This is a genomic window from Streptomyces sp. NPDC005303, from assembly GCF_040607335.1.
In the GTDB taxonomy this organism is placed as follows: Bacteria; Actinomycetota; Actinomycetes; order Streptomycetales; family Streptomycetaceae; genus Streptomyces.
This window is the reverse complement of record NZ_JBEXGM010000014.1, coordinates 142,743-159,136: the sequence shown is the minus strand read 5'-3', so window position 1 is coordinate 159,136 and position 16,394 is coordinate 142,743. Positions and strand designations below refer to the sequence as shown.

At 73.0% G+C, this 16,394-nt stretch carries 15 protein-coding genes; 8 read left to right on the top strand and 7 right to left on the bottom strand.

Annotation, left to right across the window (positions count from 1 at the left end):
* Window positions 1-377: 377 nt before the first annotated feature.
* The 4 genes from ABZT93_RS21475 to ABZT93_RS21460 are packed head-to-tail and all read right to left on the bottom strand — an operon-like array spanning window position 378 to window position 3,401.
* Window positions 378-1,133 carry a hypothetical protein gene (locus ABZT93_RS21475; RefSeq protein WP_356106582.1) on the bottom strand — a complete coding sequence of 252 codons (756 nt, stop codon included), beginning with the start codon at window positions 1,131-1,133 and terminating at the stop codon, window positions 378-380.
* Complete coding sequence (locus ABZT93_RS21470; protein ID WP_356106581.1) at window positions 1,130-2,089, bottom strand: hypothetical protein; 960 nt, start codon at window positions 2,087-2,089, stop codon at window positions 1,130-1,132. Before ABZT93_RS21470 ends, ABZT93_RS21475 begins: the two co-directional genes overlap by 4 nt.
* The gene (locus tag ABZT93_RS21465) at window positions 2,086-3,012 is read right to left on the bottom strand and encodes an ABC transporter ATP-binding protein (protein WP_356106579.1); all 927 of its coding nucleotides are present in this window, start codon (window positions 3,010-3,012) and stop codon (window positions 2,086-2,088) included. Before ABZT93_RS21465 ends, ABZT93_RS21470 begins: the two co-directional genes overlap by 4 nt.
* Window positions 3,009-3,401 (bottom strand): GntR family transcriptional regulator, encoded by a 393-nt coding sequence (locus ABZT93_RS21460; RefSeq protein WP_356106577.1) that lies wholly within the window; start codon window positions 3,399-3,401, stop codon window positions 3,009-3,011. Before ABZT93_RS21460 ends, ABZT93_RS21465 begins: the two co-directional genes overlap by 4 nt.
* Before the next feature lie 122 nt (window positions 3,402-3,523).
* Here ABZT93_RS21460 and ABZT93_RS21455 point away from each other — a divergent pair, with 122 nt between their 5' ends.
* The 5 genes from ABZT93_RS21455 to ABZT93_RS21435 all read left to right on the top strand — a co-directional run bounded on the left by ABZT93_RS21455 (window position 3,524) and on the right by ABZT93_RS21435 (window position 8,011).
* Window positions 3,524-4,066 carry an RNA polymerase sigma factor gene (locus ABZT93_RS21455; protein WP_356106575.1) on the top strand — a complete coding sequence of 181 codons (543 nt, stop codon included), beginning with the start codon at window positions 3,524-3,526 and terminating at the stop codon, window positions 4,064-4,066.
* An 82-nt stretch (window positions 4,067-4,148) separates the two neighbouring features.
* Window positions 4,149-4,967 (top strand): zf-HC2 domain-containing protein, encoded by an 819-nt coding sequence (locus ABZT93_RS21450; protein ID WP_356106573.1) that lies wholly within the window; start codon window positions 4,149-4,151, stop codon window positions 4,965-4,967.
* On the top strand, window positions 4,964-5,827 hold the full coding sequence (locus tag ABZT93_RS21445; protein WP_356106571.1) for an ABC transporter ATP-binding protein: 864 nt from the start codon (window positions 4,964-4,966) through the stop codon (window positions 5,825-5,827). Before ABZT93_RS21450 ends, ABZT93_RS21445 begins: the two co-directional genes overlap by 4 nt.
* Window positions 5,824-7,368 (top strand): ABC transporter permease, encoded by a 1,545-nt coding sequence (locus tag ABZT93_RS21440; RefSeq protein ID WP_356106569.1) that lies wholly within the window; start codon window positions 5,824-5,826, stop codon window positions 7,366-7,368. Before ABZT93_RS21445 ends, ABZT93_RS21440 begins: the two co-directional genes overlap by 4 nt.
* Entirely contained in the window at window positions 7,355-8,011 is a 657-nt protein-coding gene (locus ABZT93_RS21435) for an ABC transporter (RefSeq protein ID WP_356106568.1), read from the top strand. Before ABZT93_RS21440 ends, ABZT93_RS21435 begins: the two co-directional genes overlap by 14 nt.
* Here the strand turns inward: ABZT93_RS21435 and ABZT93_RS21430 are convergent.
* Window positions 7,994-8,272, bottom strand: a complete 279-nt coding sequence (locus ABZT93_RS21430; RefSeq protein WP_356106566.1) for a hypothetical protein — start codon at window positions 8,270-8,272, stop codon at window positions 7,994-7,996. The two genes, ABZT93_RS21435 and ABZT93_RS21430, sit on opposite strands and share 18 nt — an antisense overlap.
* 134 nt (window positions 8,273-8,406) lie before the next feature.
* The gene (gene mshD / locus ABZT93_RS21425) at window positions 8,407-9,333 is read right to left on the bottom strand and encodes a mycothiol synthase (protein ID WP_356106564.1); all 927 of its coding nucleotides are present in this window, start codon (window positions 9,331-9,333) and stop codon (window positions 8,407-8,409) included.
* Window positions 9,334-9,478: 145 nt separating this feature from the next.
* Between mshD and ABZT93_RS21420 the strand changes: the two genes are divergently transcribed.
* The 3 genes from ABZT93_RS21420 (at window position 9,479) to ABZT93_RS21410 (ending at window position 14,519) form a co-directional block, all read left to right on the top strand.
* The gene (locus ABZT93_RS21420) at window positions 9,479-11,278 is read left to right on the top strand and encodes a bifunctional metallophosphatase/5'-nucleotidase (protein ID WP_356106563.1); all 1,800 of its coding nucleotides are present in this window, start codon (window positions 9,479-9,481) and stop codon (window positions 11,276-11,278) included.
* 58 nt (window positions 11,279-11,336) lie between these two features.
* Window positions 11,337-12,455: a DUF2993 domain-containing protein gene (locus ABZT93_RS21415; RefSeq protein ID WP_356106561.1), complete on the top strand. Its 1,119-nt coding sequence runs from the start codon at window positions 11,337-11,339 to the stop codon at window positions 12,453-12,455.
* Window positions 12,456-12,734: 279 nt separating this feature from the next.
* The gene (locus tag ABZT93_RS21410) at window positions 12,735-14,519 is read left to right on the top strand and encodes an ABC transporter ATP-binding protein (RefSeq protein ID WP_356106559.1); all 1,785 of its coding nucleotides are present in this window, start codon (window positions 12,735-12,737) and stop codon (window positions 14,517-14,519) included.
* Window positions 14,520-14,562: 43 nt separating this feature from the next.
* Here the strand turns inward: ABZT93_RS21410 and ABZT93_RS21405 are convergent, their stop codons facing one another.
* Window positions 14,563-16,320 carry an immunity 49 family protein gene (locus ABZT93_RS21405; RefSeq protein WP_356106558.1) on the bottom strand — a complete coding sequence of 586 codons (1,758 nt, stop codon included), beginning with the start codon at window positions 16,318-16,320 and terminating at the stop codon, window positions 14,563-14,565.
* Window positions 16,321-16,394 lie beyond the last annotated feature (74 nt).

Below are 16,394 nucleotides of genomic sequence, written 5' to 3'. Positions count from 1 at the left end.
GGGTCTGTGCGGGTGTTCCTCGCGGAGGCCGGGGGTGAAGTGCGGGGGCCAGCGGGGTGGTGGCGGGCCCGGGGCGGGGGCGAGAGGTCCAGGGGTGAGCGAGGGTGGGGCCTCGGGCCCAGTGGGGCGCGGGCCAGGGGCCGGGTGCGGGCGCACCGGGGCCGCGGGTCCCTTGCTCCTGGCCCCCTGGAGGCGACTTCCAGGGCCTGCGCCTCGCCATCAGCGAGGACGCGGCGACGTCATTCGCCGGTGCGTCGGGCGGGAGGCTGCTGCAGCCCCCAGTCGGTGGTGGTGAGGGTCATGCCGATCTGGCGAGGGGTGGGCCAGGGGCCGGGGCCGCGCGTCGCGGACTTCTGCCGGGGACGTGCGGGTACGGCTCAGGCGGTGCGGCGATGCAGCAGCCGGAAGGCCGCGGTGGTCGCGAGCGCGGCGACCGCGAGGACGAGGGCGGTTTCGGTGAGGTGGGCGGGCCAGAATCCGGAGGTGGGGAGGGGGTCGGGGCGGCGGCCTTCCAGGAAGCGGTTGAGGACCGTCATCACGGCGACCGAGAGCGCCAGGGCGGGCAGCGCGCGGCCCAGCAGCAGGCCGGTGAGCGTGCCGACCGCGAGGGCGCACAGGCCGTAGGCCACCACCAGCGGGCCGTGGTCGGCGAACACGTCGTTGAAGAGCAGGTTCTCGCCCATCAGGTCCCGGTGCGCCGACCAGGCCCAGCGGTACACGGGGACGAACACGGCGCCGCCGAGGACGAGGCCGGCCGCGGGCAGCGCGAGCTTGGCGGCGAGCCAGCGCGCCGGGGAGACGCCCTGCGACCAGGCGAGCCGGGCGGTGCCGCTCTCCAGCTCACGGCCGATGAGCGCGCCGCCCGCCCAGGCGGCGACGGCCCAGAAGCTGTAGTACATGAAGGTGCTGATCCAGCCCATGGCTGTGCTGTAGGTGTAGGCGGCCCCGAGTCCGCAGGCTTCGCCTCTGGGGCAGGCGGCCAGGGTCGCGTACGCCGAGACGGCCGTGACCTCGGTCAGCCACACCAGGTAGCCGACGCCGCCGAGGACGAAGAGGGCCCACACGATCAGCGCCGTGCGGTGCAGCCGCAGCACGGTCCGGATGAGCCCCGGCAGGACGGTCGGTGTGCTCATCCCGCGGCCGCCCGTCGGCGCAGGACGGCAAAGGCGAGCGCGACCGCCACAGCGGTGAGGGTGAGCAGGACACCGGTCTCCAGTAGCTGGCGGGGCCAGTAGTGGGAGGACGGCAGGTACTCGCGGGTGAAGCGGACGATGTCGTGCCGCGCGAGACAGGTCTTGTCCGAGTAGCACCCCGGGTCGCCGGTCTCCGCGCCGGTGGAGGTGAACGCCGAGCTGCGGGAGCTGAGATCGGGCTGCTGGTAGCGGCCTTGGAAGGGCCAGTGGTTGCCGCGGAAGGCGTAGACCAGGAAGTACGCGAAGCCGCTGTACGCGAGCGCGGGCAGGGTGCGGCGGACGGCGAGACCGATCAGGGCACCGAGGGCGAGACCCAGCAGGGGCGCGGCGACGGTGGCCGGGCCGAGGGAGAAGTAGAGGGAACGGGGGCCGATACCGGCGATCAGGAGGTTGCTGTGGGCGGACCACAGCTGCCGGTACAGCAGGGTGAGCAGGCCCGTTCCGACGACGACGAAGGCGGCCGGCACGGCGAGCTTGGCGGCGAGCCAGCGCGCCGGGGAGACCGACTGGGTCCAGGCGAGCCGGGCGGTGCCGCTCTCCAGTTCACGGGCGATCAGCGGGCCGCCGGCGAACAGGGCGACGGCGAAGGAGCCCAGGGTGATCAGGGTGTCGGGGTCGTAGAAGAGGTTGTTGTAGGCGCCCGAAGTGAAGTAGAGGAGAGTGTCGCCGGAGTACGCGGCCTCCATGACCCCGCCGTAGCCGAACTTCTCCAGCTGCCGGGCGGTGTCGTCGGCGCCGGGGCCGGTCAGCCACAGCAGCAGGCCGGCGGTGAACGCCACGAAGGCCAGCCAGATCCACAGGGCTGTGCGGTGCAGGCGCAGCACGGTGCGGACCAGACCGCCAGGTGCCGGGCGCCGCACGGGAGCGGGGGCCTTTTCGAGGGTGGTGGTGCTCATGCCGTCACCGCCTCGGTGGTCGAGGTGGTCGCGGTGGTGCCCGGGGTGAGCAGCGCGGGTGCCTCCGGGGCGCGCAGGTGGGCGAGCAGCAGTTCCTCCAGCGAGGGCTCCTCGGTCGCCCAGCCCTCACCCACGGGGCCGTCGCGGCGGATCAGGGCGGTCAGGCCGCGGCCCGCCGTGCGGGACTCGATCACCGTGTGCGGGGCCAGGTCGGCGGGGGTGCCGCGGCCGGTCACCAGGGTGTGCGCGGCGAGCAGGTCGTCGATGCCGCCGCCGAGCCGGACCCGGCCGCCGCCCAGGAGCAGCAGGTGGTCGCAGGCGTCGGCGAGCTCGGCCACGATGTGCGAGGACATCAGCACGGTGGTGCCGTGCTCGGCGGCGTCCGCCATCAGGGTGCCCATCAGTTCGTGCCGGGCGAGGGGGTCGAGGTCGGCCATCGGCTCGTCGAGGAGCATCAGGTCGGGCCGTTTGCCGAGGGCGAGGGAGAGCGCGACCCGGGTGCGCTGGCCGCCGGAGAGGCCGCGGATGCGGGACTTCGGGTCGAGGCCGCCCTGCTCGACGATCCGGGAGGCGCGGGCGGCGTCCCAGCGGGCGGGGTTGAGTTCGGCGCCCATGCGCAGGGTCTCGGCGATGGTCAGCTGGGGGTACAGCGGCTTGTTCTGGGCGAGGTAGGCGATCCGGTCGCGGGCCTCGCGGGGCGCCCGGCCGAGGACGGTGAGCGTGCCGGAGGTGGGCCGCAGCAGGCCGGCGGCCATGGCGAGGAGGGTGGACTTCCCGGCGCCGTTGGGGCCGACCAGTGCGCTGATGCGGCCCATGGGCAGCCGGAAGGAGCAGCCGTCGAGGGCCGGGGCCCGCCTGCCGTACCGCTTGCCCAGGCTGGACGCCTCCAGGGCGACGGCCGGGGCGGTGCTGGTGGAACTCACTGGTCCCCCTTAGGGAAGTGCTCGTCGAGTACGGCGGTGAAGAGCGCGTCGACGTCCTCGCGGCCCAGGCCGGCGGACCGGGCGCGCTTCGCCCAGTCGTCGAGCTCGGCGCGCAGGGGCGTGTCGGCCGCGTGGGCGCCGGCGCCGAGCGTCCTGCGGACGAAGGTGCCGAGCCCGCGGCGGGCCTCGACCAGGCCCTCGCGCTCCAGTTCGCGGTATGCCTTGAGCACGGTGTTCGGGTTGATGGCGGTGGCCTCCACGACCTCGCGGGCCGTGGGGAGCCTGTCCCCGGGTTCGAGGAGACCCAGTCTGAGGGCCTGCTTGGTCTGCTGGACGATCTGCACGTAGGTGGCGACGCCGGAGCGCCGGTCGATGCGGTACTCGACCACGCGGACAACCACCCTTTCACTAATTGAGTAGTGAAAGGGTGGTTGAAGGGGGCCGGGAAAGTCAAGCGTGGTTTCCTCGTCGCCGGGTGAACCGGTCGGCGGGGGTCGTCCGATGAAGGGGCGTGAGGGAAACGAGAAGCGACGGGGATCTGCTGCGGGCCATCGCGGCCGACGGTGACCGGCGCGCCTTCGAGGAGCTGTACCGGCGGTACGCGCCCTGGCTGCTCGCCCGGCTGCGGGGGCGCTGCGCGGACGCGGGCGTGGTCGACGACGTCGTACAGGAGACCTTCCTCGCGGTGTGGCGGGGGACCGCGCGTTATCGCGAGGAAGGTGACGTGGCCGGGTGGCTGTGGCGGATCGGCTCGCGGCGGCTGATCGACGCGCTGCGCGGTGACGGGGCGCGGGGCCGGCTCAGGCAGACCCTGTCCCGGCTGCGGCACCGGGACGAGGCGTCCGCGGAGGAACGCGTGCTCGCGGGGGTGGAGCACGGGGACCTCGCGGGCGCCCTCGTCCGGCTGTCACCGGAGCTGCGGGCGGTGCTCCAGGCGACGGTCATCGACGGACTGACCACCCGCGAGGCCGCCGTCCTGCTGGGCATCCCGCCCGGCACGGTCAAGACCCGGGCGATGCGGGCCCGCAAGCAACTGAGGGAGGCGCTCGCGTGAACGGCGACGGACGACCGTGGAGGCGGACGGGGCCCGAGGTGCCCGGTGTTGCGGCACAGGGACGAGTCGAGGAGGTGGCGGCATGACGTGGCATGTGGCCGAGGACGATCTACGGGCTTACGCCCAGGGCGAGTTGGCCGCCCCCCTGCTCTGGTCCGCCGACACCCATCTGGCCGGCTGCGCCGAGTGCCGGGGGCTGCTCGCCGAGGTCACCGACCCGGTGGCGCTGGACTCCGGGTGGGAACGGCTGGACGCCGAACTGGACGCGCCCCGGCCGGGATGGTTCGAGGCGCTCCTGACCCGGGTCGGGATCGCCGACCACACGGCACGGCTGCTCGCGGCCACGCCGGTGCTCCGGCGCTCGTGGCTGGCGGCCGTGGTGTTCCTGCTGCTGGTGACCGTCGGCGCGGTGCGGACGACCGAGTCGCCGACCCTGTTCCTCGCCCTCGCCCCACTGCTGCCGCTCGCCGGCGTGGCGCTGTCGTACGGTCCGGTGCTGGACCCGACCTACGAGATGACGGTCGTCGCGCCCACCCACGGCTTCCGGCTGCTGATGATCCGCACGCTCGCCGTGCTGGTCGCGGGCCTCGGCCTCAACGGGCTCGCCACCCTCGCCCTGCCCGGCTACGGCCTGCGCGCCCTGGCCTGGCTGCTGCCCGCCCTCGCCCTCACCGCGACCGGCCTCGCCCTCACCCCGAGGCTCGGCCCGGTCCTCGCCCCGTCCCTGGTCGGCGGCGCCTGGATCGCCGTACTGCTGTCCGCGCAGCACACGAACGCCGACCCGCTCGCGCCGTTCACGGCGACCGGGCAGGGCGTGGCCGGGGCGGTCGCCGCACTCGCCGCAGGGCTGCTCCTTCTTCTCCGTGACCGCTTCGACCTCTTCAACGGGAGCGCCGAATGACCGCCACCGTCTCCGCCTCCGGGCTCCATCTCCGCTACGGCGGCACCCGCGCCCTCGACGACGTGTCGCTGCGGCTCACGCCGGGTGTGACCGGGCTGCTCGGGCCCAACGGGGCCGGAAAGACCACCCTGCTCAGGGTGCTGGCCACCGCCGTGCCCGCCGACCGGGGCTCCTTCACGGTCCTCGGCCACGACCCGGGCAGCTCGCGAGGGCGTCAGGAGGTCCGTCGTTCGCTCGGTTATCTGCCGCAGACCCCGGGGTTCCACCCGGACTTCAGCGCCTTCGAGTTCGTCGACTACGTGGCGATCCTCAAGGAGCTCACCGACCGCACCGCACGCCACCGCGAGGTGCGGCGCGTGCTGGAGGAGGTCGACCTCGGGGACGTACGCGCCCAGCGCATCAAGAAGCTGTCCGGCGGGATGCGGCAGCGGGTCGCGCTGGCCGCGGCCCTCGTCGGCGACCCCGGGTTCCTTGTCCTCGACGAGCCGACCGTCGGCCTCGACCCCGAACAGCGCATGCGGTTCAGGGAGTTGATCGCGCAGGCGGGTGAGGGGCGGACCGTGCTCCTGTCCACCCACCAGACCGAGGACGTGGCGATGCTCTGCCACCGTGTCCTCGTCATGGCCCGCGGCCGCATCCTCTTCGAAGGCACCCCCGCCGAACTGACCGCACGCGCGGCCGGCCGGGTGTGGAGCAGCACGGAACGCGCCCCGGGCGCCAAGGCGGGCTGGCGCACCGGCACCGGCTCCTTCCGCAACGTCGGCGACCCGCCCACCGGTGCCGATCTCCTCGAACCCACCCTGGAGGACGGCTACCTGCTCACCCTGGACGACGTGGACGCGGAGGTGGCGACCGCATGAGCCTGGCCACCAAGACGCCGGCCGAGACCGCCGCCGTACCCGAGGACGATCAACGACGCTCCTGGGCCGCCGTGTTCGCCCTCGCCCGGTTCGAGGCACGCGACCTGCTGCGGTACATCCCGGTGCTGGTGACCCTCGTGCTGTACGTCGGCTACACCGCCTGGACGCTGTTCGACTCGAAGGAAGGCATGGACGCCTTCCCGGCCCTCCAGGACGCCGACCGGCACACCCAGGCCGGGCCCCTGCTGCTGGGGATCGCCCTGTTCGTGTGCGTCAACCGGTGCACCCTGCGCTCCCGCAAACGCGGTACCGACCGGCAGTTCGACGTGCTGGTCATGGAGCCGTGGCGGCGGACGGTCGCGCACGTGCTGTCGGTGGTGCCCTTCGTCGCCGTCACCGCGCTGGTCGTGCTCGGCGAGTTCACCCGGCAGGCCCTCAGGGCGGGCGCCGTGGGCCACGGCTCCCTCGCCGAACTGGCCGTCGGCCCCCTGTACGTGCTGCTGTGCGGCGCGTTCGGGGTGCTGCTCGCCCGGCTGGTCCCGTCCACGTTCGCGGCGCCGGTCGGCGTGGTCGGACTCTTCGTCTTCAGCGTGTTCCTCTCCACGGGCACCGACGACGCCCAGTGGACGCGGTGGCTGTCGCCGATCGTGAGCGAGACCAGCGGCGGCACCGTCCTCCCGTCGGACCTCGTCGGCCGCCCCGCGGCCTGGCACGCGCTGTATCTGACGGGTCTGATCTTGCTGCTGGCCCTCGCCGCGGTCCTGGCCAGCGGCGGCCGGGTGCTGTCGCTGAAGGCCGGCGCGGCGGGTGCGCTCGCGCTGACGCTGGCCGGCGCGGTGGGCCAGTCCGCGGGTGTGTCACCTGAGTTGGCCGCCGCCCGCGAACAGGCCACGGTCTCCCCGCAGCGGGACCAGTCGTGTGTGCGGCACGGCGGCTCGACCTACTGCGCCTTCCCCGAGTGGACCGGCCGGACGGGCGCCTGGGCGGGCGTCGTGGACCGCGTCCAGTCCCTGGCCGGCGGTACCGCCGCCCGGCAGCCCCTTCTCGTACGGCAGCGGGTCGAGGCCCGTTACGGCCTGGACGGCGACGCGGCGATGGAACCGCTCACCACACCGCACCAGGTCACCGTCGACACGCGGTGGGGCGGCAACCGGGTCCCCGCGTTCGCGGTCGCCGTCGCCTATGTGCTGGTCGCCGGTGACGAGTCGAAGGGCAGCGAGCTGTGCGACGGCAGGGTGGTCACCGCGATGTGGCTGGCCCTGGGCGCCGACGCGCACCCGATGGCCGACCTCGCGAACGTCCGGATCGACGACAGCGTCACCGGGTCCGGGAGCGTCCTCGCCCCGACCAGCGGGCTGTCCATGTCGGCGGGACAGACCGATGTCGTACGGGAGTTGCTGGGTCGGCCGCGCGGTGAGGTGACCGCCTCCGTGAAGCGGCACTGGGCCGAGCTGACCAGGTCCGGGGTCTCTACGGACCGGGTGGCGCGGATGCTGGGGACCGAGGTGCCGAAGGGGGAGCGGGACTGTGCGCAGGAGTGACGGGGGCACCCGAGGGGTGCTCGTGGTGGCCGTGGCGCGGACCGTGCCGTGGCGGGCTGTCGGCGCCGCGGCGGTTGTCGGCCTGCTGGTCGCCGGTCTGCCCCGGCTGCTGTCCCGCTCGCCGGACGACTGGCTCGGCCTGAACCTTCTCCGGGCCGCCGCCCTCGTCTTCGCCCTGGGCCTGGCCTTTCTCCTCGACGACCCGGCCCGTCGGCTCACCGCCCCTGTGCCCACCCGGCGTTGGGTCCGCAGTGGGCTGCGGGTCGCGCTGGTCGCCCCGGTCGCCGCGCTGTGGTGGGCGGCCGCGCTGGCCCTGCTGCCGGGACGGGCACGGCCGCCTCTCGGAGCGATCACCCTGGAGGCGGCGGCGACGGCCGTCCTCGCGCTGGCCGCCGCGGCACTGGCGGTCCGCTTCACGGACGAACCCGAACCCGGCCCCTCGGTGGCGGCCGGCGTCCTGACCCTGGCCCTCCTCGCCCCTCTCCTGCTTCCCGCCCGCTGGGAGCTGTTCGTCCCGGTGGGAGCCCCGGACTGGGAGGCGGCGCACCTGCGGTGGGCCGTGGTGCTGGCGGGCGCGGTCCTGCTGGGAGCGGCCTGCGCGGTGGAGCCGGTGCGCGGTCTCAGGTCACACCTGGCGTCCTGACCGTACGGCGTCGCCGTACCGGCCCACCGGGCAGGACCACGGCCCGCCCGCCGGGTCCGTCCAGACCGCGACCCCGTCCACCACGTCGGCCCGGGCGGGGCGCGGCGTGCCGGGTACGACCGGCAGGCCGACGGCGTACAACTCGACGTAGGCGACAGGGATCCGGTCGGCGAGGTCGCACAGCACGTCGGTCTCGGGGCGTGCCGGATCGACCCCGAAGCCGACGCCCATGCCGTCGTCGTCCTGGAGGAGCACCTCCACCCAGCCCTCGTCGAGGGGGGGAGTACGACACCTTCGGGGCCGCGGGGGTCCCGGCGGACAGGTCGGTGAGGACCAGGGCGACGAGTTCGGTCAGTTTCATCGGGACCTCACGTCTTGCTGGGAGCCATCGGGCCTCACGTCTCCGTGCGGTACATCAGGTCGGTCTCGTACGTCGTGAAGCCGAGCCGTTCGTAGACCGAGACGGCCGCTTTGTTGTCGGCGTCGACGTAGAGCATCGCGGTCGGCAGGCCCTGGGCGGCGAGGTGGCGCAGGCCGATCGTGGTGAGGGCCTTGCCGAGGCCGCCGCCCTGGGTGCCGGGACGGACACCGAGGACGTAGACCTCGCCGAGCTGTTCGGCCGCGTGCACCTTGGTCCAGTGGAAGCCGACCAGTTCGCCGTCCCGGAAGGCCAGGAAGAAGCCCGCGGGGTCGAACCAGGCCTCGGACTTGCGGTCGTCGAGGTCGCGCTGGGTCAGGGAGCCCTGCTCGGGGTGGTGGGCGAACGCGGCCGCGTTCACCGCGAGCCAGGCGGCGTCGTCCTCGCCGGGGACGAAGGCGCGGACCGTCACGTCCGCCGGGAGCACCGGGTCGGGCAGCTCCAGGCCGGTCAGGGGGCGCCGCAGCTGCCGTAGCTCGCGGAAGAGGGTCAGGCCCAGGACCTGGGCGAGGTGGCGGGCGGCGCTGTGGCCGCCGTGGGCCCACACCCGCAGCCGCTTGCCGGAGGCGGCGAGCAGCGCCGAGCCCAGCGCGCGGCCGTGACCGCGACCGCGGTGGGCGGGGTGGACGACCAGCTCCGCCGCGGGGGCCTCCACCGGGTCGGTGTCCTCCAGCTGGGCGTAGCCGGCCAGTTCGTCGCCGACGAACAGCAGCAGATGGGACACGCCCTCGCGGGTGCCGCCCCGCAGTTGCAACCGGCCCTGTTCGGACACCGCCTGCTGGCCGTCGGCCTGCGCGGCCTCGGCGAGGAGCCCGAGGACCGCCTCGGTCTGGTCCGGGGAGAGCGCCGAGAGGGTCTCGATGGAGCGGGAGATGCCGGGGCGTGCGATGTCGTCGCTGGTCATGGCTACGAGGGTAAGGGGAGGTCCCGGCAAAGCGGCGGCAAAGAAGCAACCAGGATGTAACCACGAAACCTCTGTTGCGCTACGCGCGTTGACCCTAGGCTGCGCCGGACGGGGCCACTCTCACATCCCGAACTCAGGGGGGCGTATGCCAGCCATGTCCCAGCAGCAACAGCGCCACAGACGTACGTACCGACTCGTCGCCGCGGCCGCCGGTCTCGCCACCGTCGGCGCCCTCGCCGCCGCGCTGCCCGCGGGCGCGCACGACAACCAGCACGGCAAGCCGCTGCCGAGCCGCTACCAGGACGTCCAGCTGCTGTCCTTCAACGACCTGCACGGAAATCTGGAGCCGCCGTCCGGATCCTCCGGCCGGGTCACCGAGCTCCAGGCGGACGGGACGCCGAAGACGATCGACGCGGGGGGCGTCGAGTACCTCGCCACCCATCTGCGGGAGGCCCGCAAGGGCAACCCCTACTCCGTCACCGCCGCCGGTGGTGACATGGTCGGCGCGTCTCCGCTCATCTCGGGTCTCTTCCACGACGAGCCCACCATCGAGGCGCTGAACAAGCTCGACCTGGATGTGACGAGCGTCGGCAACCACGAGTTCGACGAGGGCGCCAAGGAACTGGCCCGTCTCCAGAACGGCGGCTGCCACCCCACCGCCGGCTGCTACACCGACAAGAAGTTCGAGGGCGCCGACTTCCCCTACCTCGCGGCGAACGTCCTGGACGAGAAGACCGGCAGGCCGATCCTCAAGCCCTACTGGGTGTGGAAGAAGAAGGACGTCAAGGTCGGCTTCATCGGCGTCACCCTGGAGGACACCCCCGGTGTCGTCTCCGCCGAGGGCGTCAAGGGCCTGAAGTTCAAGGACGAGGTCGAGACGATCAACAAGTACGCCCGCGTGCTCCAGAAGCAGGGCGTGAAGTCGATCGTGGCCCTCATCCACGAGGGCGGCCAGCCCGCCTCGGGGTCGTACAACTACAACTGTGACTCCCCGGGCGCCGGCGACGGCATCTCCGGCCCGATCGTCGACATCGCCAAGAACATCTCGCCGTCCGTGGACGCCCTGGTCACCGGCCACACGCACGCCGCGTACGTGTGCACCATCCCCGACCCCTCGGGCAAGCCCCGCATGGTCACCTCGGCCGCCTCCTTCGGCCGGCTCTACACGGACACGACGCTGACGTACGACCGCTTCACCGGCGACATCGCCCGTACGGCCGTGAAGTCCGCGAACCACGTGGTCACCCGGACCGTCGCCAAGGCGCCCGACATGACCCAGCTGATCGGCAAGTGGAACACCCTCGCGGCGCCCATCGGCAACCGCGCGGTCGGCTGGATCTCCGCCGACGTCCCGAACACCGGCACCGAGTCCCCGATGGGCGACCTGATCGCCGACGCGCAGCTCGCGTACGGCAAGGAGCTCGACCCCGGCACCGACCTCGCGCTGATGAACCCGGGCGGGGTCCGGGCGGGCCTCACCTACGCGGCCAAGGGGACCGAGGGCGACGGCGTGGTGACGTACGCCGAGGGGTTCACCGTGCAGCCGTTCTCCAACACCGTGAACCTCCAGGACTTCACGGGGGCCCAGCTGCTCAAGGTGCTCCAGGAGCAGGTGAGCGGCGGCAACGCGGCCTCGCCGAAGGTGCTGCAGCCGTCGGCGAACCTCACCTACACCCTGGACCTGACCAAGACCGGCGCGGAGCGGATCGTCCTCGACTCCGTGCGGCTGAACGGCACGGCCGTCGACCCGGCGGCCACCTACCGCGTCGCGACGAACAGCTTCCTCGCGGGCGGCGGCGACGGCTTCACCACGCTGGGGCAGGGCACGAACGACCTCGTCGGCGGCGACGACCTCGCCGCTCTCGTGGAGTACCTGACCGCCAACTCGTCGGCGAGCAGCCCGATCGCGCCGCCGGTCGCGAACCGGATCACGATCGTGAGCTGAGTCGCACGTGCCCGGTGCGGGTTGCGGGTGGGGGGCGTTCGCATGATCGGATGGATCGATGCGTGCCCCCCATCACATACCGACGCATCCCTACCCGTACTACGACGAAGAGCCTGAACGACCGGCCCCGCCGAGCCACCGCCGCAGTCGCCGGCGCCCTCGGCGGGGCCGTTTCGCGCTGAGGACGGTCGCCTCGCTGCTGGTGCTGGCCGCCTTCCTCACCCTCGCCGACCGCTGGGCCGTCCTCTACGCCGAGCACCGGGCCGCCGAGACCCTCAAGGACCGGCTGCGGCTGACCGCGGCGCCCGAGGTGGAGATCGACGGCTTCCCCTTTCTGCCCCAACTCGTGGGCAAACGCCTGGACTCGGTGAAGCTGACCGTCCCGGACGTGGCCGCCGACCGGGTCACGCTGGCCGCGGTGTCGGCGACCGCCCATGACATACGGCTCGACGGCGACGGGCCGACCTCCGTGCGCGGGGCGCGCGTTCCCGAGCTGGACGGTGACGTCCTGCTCTCCTTCGCCGACATGAACCGTGAACTCGGCGCGTCCCAGGTGACGTTCCGGGAAGCCGGCCGTGACCGGGTCGCCGTGCGCGGCACGCTCCCGGTCGCCGGGCACGACCTGAGGCTGCGGGCCGACGTGCGGGTGGCGCGTGACGGCGAGCGGGGCGTCGACACCCGGATCGGCGGGATGCGCCTGGACATCGGGGAGCTGGCGACCTACCGGCCGGGCACCCGAGCCTCGGAGGGCCTGCATCTGACGCCCGGGTCCGCCGCGGCCCTGGCCCGGGAGACCCGCCGGGCCCGGGCCCTGCTGGCGGTCCCGTCCGTGGTGCGCGCGCTGGGCGTGCCCGACTCCACCGTGCGCGAGGCGCAGCGCTCCGACGCGGCGCTGTCCCGGCTGACCGGCCGCCCGGAGTTCGTACGGGGGGCCATGCGCCTGAACCTCCTCGATCTCGCCCTCGCCCACCCCGAACTCCTGGACCGCCTGGGCCTGGACCCGGCGCTCCTGGGCGCGCTCTCCCGGCTGACCCGCCCGGTGCTCGCCGACCGCCTCTCCCTCGGCTTCCGACTGCCCGAGCCACCGAGCGGCGAACTGCGCCTGCGGGACGTGCGCGTGATGAAGGAGGGCATACGGGTGCGCGTGAAGGGCTCAGGACTGGCGGTCGGTCCGTAGATGTCCGCCCTTAAATTCCTGTGTCAAATTCATTCACAGTGAGGATTCAGGCATGAGCTTCCACAAGATCGTCCCCGTGAAGAAGGCCGCCAAGCCCGCTCCGGCTCCGAAGAAGAAGGCGTGCAAGAAGCACGAGCCGAAGCGCCGCCCGGTCGCCCCCAAGGGCTGAGCCGGCACGCCACGAGGCGGGGCCACCGGTCAGCGAGCGCGACTCGCGTCGGTGGCCCCGCCTCGGCCGTCTCCGCCGCCCGGAACCGCCGTATCTGAAAGGGAGTCGTCATGAGGGAAGTCCGCGAGGCCTTTCGCCGTTTCTGGCCGCTGACCCGCGGCGACCGCAAGTGGCTGGCGGCCATCGTCGTCTGCGTGGTGGTGTCCGCGCTCGCCGAGACCGCGGCGATCCTCCTGTTCGCGGAGCTCACCGACACCGCCCTGAGGGCCGGTTCGCTCAGCGCCTTCTGGGGTCCGGCCGGCGCCTGGCTCGGCGTCGCCGCACTCGGCGCGCTCGTCGGCTACTTCGGCAACTCGCTCGCGACCTGGACGGCGGAGAGATTCGTGCTGCGGCTGCGCGCGAAGGTCTTCCGGCACATCCAGGACCTGCCCCCGCACTTCTTCCAGCAGCACCGCCAGGGCGACCTGGTAGAACGCCTCACCGGTGACGTCGAGGCCATCGAGCAGATGGTGGTGTCCGGCGTCGTCGGTACCGTCGCCGCCGCCTTCTCGGCCGTCTTCTACTCGGCGGCCGCCCTGTATCTGCGCTGGGACCTGGCGCTCGCCACCTTTGTCCTCGCGCCCCTGTTCCTGTTCGCCGCCCGGCGCTTCTCCGGCCGGATCAAGGAGGTCTCGCAGGACGAGCGGGTCGCCGACGGCGCGATCACCTCCGTCGTGGAGGAGTCGCTGGGCAACGTCGTGCTGACCCAGGCGTACAACCGCCGCCGCGACGAGGAGCGGCGCCTGGACCGCGAGGCCCGCGCCTGGATGAAGGCGTCCGTGCGCGGGGCCCGGCTCAGCGAGATGTACGAGCAGTTCGTCGAGGTCGTCGAGACCCTGTGCGTACTTGCCGTGATCGGCCTGGGCGTCTGGGAGATCTCGGCCGACCGGATGACGCTGGGCCAACTCCTCGCCTTCGCCGCCTTCATCGGCTACCTGTACCCGCCGGTCCGCAACCTCGGCCGGCTGGGTCTGACCCTCACGGCGGCCACCGCGGGCGCCCAGCGCCTGAACGAGATCCTGGACGCGAAACCGTCGGTCGGCGACCCCGCCGAACCCGTCCCCACCTGGCCGGTCCACGGCTGGGTCGGCTTCCACGGCGTGCACTTCCGCTACCCGGGCGCCCACCGCGACTCCCTCACCGATGTGTCCTTCTCCGCCGCCCCCGGCGAACTGGTGATCATCACGGGCCCGAGCGGCGCCGGCAAGTCCACCCTGTCCAAGCTCCTCACCCGCTTCTACGACCCCTCAGCGGGCGTGATCACCCTGGACGGCGTGCCGCTCACGCACCTGGGCCTGGAGTTCCTGCGCGAGCAGATCGCCCTGCTCCCGCAGGAGACGCTGATCCTCAACGGCACGATCCGCGAGAACATCGAGACGGGCCGCCCTGGCGCGAGCGAGAAGGAGATCGAACAGGCGGCCCGCGCGGCCGCGGCCCACGACTTCGTCTCGGCCCTCCCCGAGGGCTACGACACCGAGATCGCCCCCGGCACGGCGGCGCTGTCCGGCGGCCAGCTCAAGCGGATCACCGTCGCCCGCGCGATGCTCCGGGGCGCGCCCGTCCTGATCCTCGACGAACCCACCGCCGGCCTCGACTCGGTCGCCGCCCGCCAGGTGGTCCAGCCCCTGCGCCGCCTGATGTCCGGCCGGACCACCATCATGATCACTCACGATCTGAGCCTGGCCCCGGACGCGGACCGCATCCTGGTGGTGGACGGCGGACGCCTGGTGGAAGCGGGCACCCACACGGAACTGGTGGCCCGCCGGGGCGCCTACGCCCGTCTGCTGGGCCCGCTCCCGGAGGACACGATGATCCTGCGGAAGCCGCCGGACGACACGGTGCTGCTCAGGCGCTGACGCGCAGGCCGTACCCCGGCCCCGCACGGTCTGGAGGCTTCGGTCAGAACGGCTTCGCGGTCCCCAGGATCCGGGCCGGCAGATACGGCGACCGCACCCTGATCTCCCAGCCCCGTCGGCGGGCGTGGCAGGCGAGGGCCAGGATGTCGAGGCTGAGGGCGGCGTCGGGGTCGGAGGGGCGGTCGGCTATGGCGTAATGGTCGCGGTGGGCCGTGAGGGCGTCCAGGAGGGCCAGGTTGAAGCTCTCCTCGTCGCCCTCGACCAGCTGGGAGAAGAGCACGGCGGGCGGCGGCGGGAAGCCCTGGTCGCAGGCCTTGCGCACGTCCCGCAGAGCCAGGTCGGTGGCGGGCTCGGGGTCCTCGCCGCGCAGGTAGTCGTGCAGGGCCCGGCGATAGGAGGCCGACACGGAACGGTCCGGACCGGCGCGCTCCGGCCCCGCCAGCACGAGCGGCGCCAGATGCTCCCGCCGCCCCGTGATCAGCGCGAGGTGCACAGCCCGGTGCCAGGTCCCCGGCCCGGCGTCCTCGTCCCGGCAGGCGGGGTACGTCACGGTCCTGCCGTCGATCGTCACCGGCACATCGGTGCCGGGCTCCGCCAGCGTCGTACGGAACAGCGCGGCGCCCAGCTCCGCGGCCAGCCGCAGGTTCTCCAGCTGGGCGTCGCTCGCGTCGGGCGCGTGCGCGGCACGGGTCCGGAAGAGCAACTCCTGATAGGTGACGGCGTAGGCCAGCTCGAAGGTGCTGAGCGACTTGCCCGGCACCGGTGTCACGGCGTCCCGGGTGTACCGCTCGAACTGTTCCTCGCTGTCCGGATCCAGGGGACGCGGCTCCAGGGTCCGCCCGAACTCCACCACTCCCGCGGCGAGATCGGCCACCGCGTCCGGGCGGCGGTCCCTGCCGTAGGGCCCCACCCGCGGCGGGGTGGCCTTGAACCCGGTGACCAGCGCGTCCGGCAGGTAGTCGGTGTCGACGGGCGGCGGCCAGCCCTCGTCCCGGTACGCCAGCGCCGTCAGGGCGATCGGCAGCAGCGGGAGAAGACTGCCCGGACGCGCTCCGGGCCCGGTCACGCCGGTCAGCGGCCTCAACAGCCGTACGACCGCCTCGCCGAACCCCTCCCGGTCGCCCGCGGTCAGCGCGCGCAGCGCCTGCAGCCCGATGCCGTACGGCTGACCGGCCAGCTGCCGGCCGGTCTCCGCCTCCAGCGCCCGGATCCGGTCGAGCGCCGCGTCGAGCGCCGTGAGCTTCTGCTCGCGGGAGGGCGGGTAGGTGCCGTCGTCGGTGTCGCCGATGACGTACGCCATGAAGCCGTTGATCAGTTCGGCGTCGGGGTGTCCGGAACGGCCCTGCTGGGGGGCCTCGCGCGCGAAGTGGAAGGCCTCGCCGTGCCATTGGGTCTTCTCGACGAGGATCGCCAGGCAGAAGGCGTCCAGCCACTTGGCGGCGGTGACCGGTTCCGGGGTGCCGCCGGGCTCGCGGTCGTAGACCAGGCCCCAGTTCGGGTAGGTGAGGAAGACCTCGAAGTGGTCGCGCGGGAAGTACGCCGCGTACGCCACCGCGCCGGCCGCCGCCTCGGCCGCGTCCTCCAGGACCGCCTTCGCCTCGGGGGAGTGCAGATCGGGGGTCTCCACCGAGAGCGCGCCGAGGTACTCGACGAACTCCTGGGCGATCAGCCACCACTCCCACGCCGTCACCGGGCCGGCCTTGGACATGGAGTGGACCTGCGAACCGATCCTGTTCGCGAAGTCCTTCCGCACCGCCGAGACGGCCGCCTCGCCGACCCGATGCCTTTCGATACGCACCATTGTTCCGCTCCCCCGTCCGACTTCCTGATCTGCGGAACCAGCCTAGATCGGGGGTCTGACAGAGGAGCGGACCA

Bases quoted from the DNA above. Each gene is read 5' to 3' on its own strand.
- ABZT93_RS21475 (WP_356106582.1), bottom strand. From the start codon at position 1,133: ATGAGCACACCGACCGTCCTGCCGGGGCTCATCCGGACCGTGCTGCGG.
- ABZT93_RS21470 (WP_356106581.1), bottom strand. From the start codon at position 2,089: ATGAGCACCACCACCCTCGAAAAGGCCCCCGCTCCCGTGCGGCGCCCG.
- ABZT93_RS21450 (WP_356106573.1), top strand. From the start codon at position 4,149: ATGACGTGGCATGTGGCCGAGGACGATCTACGGGCTTACGCCCAGGGC.
- ABZT93_RS21445 (WP_356106571.1), top strand. From the start codon at position 4,964: ATGACCGCCACCGTCTCCGCCTCCGGGCTCCATCTCCGCTACGGCGGC.
- ABZT93_RS21440 (WP_356106569.1), top strand. From the start codon at position 5,824: ATGAGCCTGGCCACCAAGACGCCGGCCGAGACCGCCGCCGTACCCGAG.
- mshD (WP_356106564.1), bottom strand. From the start codon at position 9,333: ATGACCAGCGACGACATCGCACGCCCCGGCATCTCCCGCTCCATCGAG.
- ABZT93_RS21420 (WP_356106563.1), top strand. From the start codon at position 9,479: ATGCCAGCCATGTCCCAGCAGCAACAGCGCCACAGACGTACGTACCGA.
- ABZT93_RS21415 (WP_356106561.1), top strand. From the start codon at position 11,337: ATGCGTGCCCCCCATCACATACCGACGCATCCCTACCCGTACTACGAC.
- ABZT93_RS21410 (WP_356106559.1), top strand. From the start codon at position 12,735: ATGAGGGAAGTCCGCGAGGCCTTTCGCCGTTTCTGGCCGCTGACCCGC.
- ABZT93_RS21405 (WP_356106558.1), bottom strand. From the start codon at position 16,320: ATGGTGCGTATCGAAAGGCATCGGGTCGGCGAGGCGGCCGTCTCGGCG.